Annotated in this window: 1 protein-coding gene; it reads right to left on the bottom strand. The window is 54.4% G+C overall.

Going from position 1 to position 754, the window contains the following annotated elements:
- The coding region (locus ACT3RQ_RS17725) for an IS30 family transposase (protein WP_444680992.1) at positions 1-652 on the bottom strand (652 nt) is incomplete at its 3' end.
- Positions 653-754 lie beyond the last annotated feature (102 nt).

Below are 754 nucleotides of genomic sequence, written 5' to 3'. Positions count from 1 at the left end.
GTAAACGGACCATGGCTCTCTGCGTTAGTTCTGCCGTTACCTTTGGCAGACGTGCCGCCAACAAGTAGCCGCTTCGTCGCTCTACCAACGTCACTATCCCCGCTTGCTTGTGCCCATAAAGCACCGTGTCGCCTTCCCAGTGACCGATGGTGAGGCGTTTTTCGATAGCAGGTGGCCGATGCTCTATCCCCACACGCTTAGGAATCTTGCCTAGTCCTGCACTTTTGGCATGGGCACGATGTTTACTGCGACGCTTGGGCTGGCGGAGGTGTCGCCACAAATCGCCACCCTTGGCCTTATCGTCCCAGATCAGCGAATAGACCCATTGATGACTAACTCCTATCCCCGTCAACGGCGCCATAAAACCGCTAATCTGCTCTGGACTCCACTCTTCTCTAAGCCTGTCAGCTACGGCATTGATCAGGCTAGGGAGTTGCTTTGTCCACTTCCAGGCGGAGCGGCGTCTCTGATCGCTGTAACGCTGCGCTTGTGCGGGTTCATATCCCTTGGCACCCGAATTACGTCTCAGCTCACGGCTCACGGTACTGCTGTGAATGCCAAGCTGTTGAGCAATCTGACGTTGGCTCAATCCTACATCCCTATGGGCAAAAATTTGATATCGTTGTGCCTGGGTCAGTTGTCGGTATCCCATACTCTGCTTCACTTTGGTCGGTAAGGCGGAGAGGGTACCGCTGCTGGCCCTCCTGCCTCTACCGTATGATCCAAAGTGCTGCAGTTATTCTATGAATTCAGG

The sequence above is a fragment of the Halomonas sp. AOP43-D1-4 genome, from assembly GCF_052446175.1.
GTDB lineage: Bacteria > Pseudomonadota > Gammaproteobacteria > Pseudomonadales > Halomonadaceae > Vreelandella > Vreelandella citrativorans.
The sequence above is the reverse complement of the archived record's forward strand: the minus strand, read 5'-3'. Positions and strand labels throughout refer to the sequence as shown.